General features: G+C 48.6%; 1 protein-coding gene. It reads right to left on the bottom strand.

Annotation, left to right across the window (positions count from 1 at the left end; genetic code table 11):
* Positions 1-255 (bottom strand): hypothetical protein (locus AACW90_RS23060; RefSeq protein WP_390239399.1); only part of this gene is annotated, 255 nt, incomplete at both ends.

Below are 255 nucleotides of genomic sequence, written 5' to 3'. Positions count from 1 at the left end.
CAACATCGTCACTGCCTTGAACAACGGCAACGGTTAAGTCCCCGCCGGTAATCGTTTGAACGCCTTGTGTTTCAGTGAAAGTAACATTGCTATCGGTCGCGGTTGCGAGCGCACCATCCGCTATCGTGATGTTGATATTGGCGGCATTTGGTACGGTGTCGCCATCGGTATCAGTAACATCCACTCCGATGGTTAGCTCATTAATATCGCCATCACCGTTAACTTGTTCTATCGCTTGATGTTGAGTAATGCTGT

It is taken from the genome of Vibrio frigidus (genome assembly GCF_042465995.1).
In the GTDB taxonomy this organism is placed as follows: domain Bacteria; phylum Pseudomonadota; class Gammaproteobacteria; order Enterobacterales; family Vibrionaceae; genus Vibrio.
Note: the sequence above shows the minus strand (reverse complement) of the source record. Positions and strands in the feature narration are given on the sequence as shown.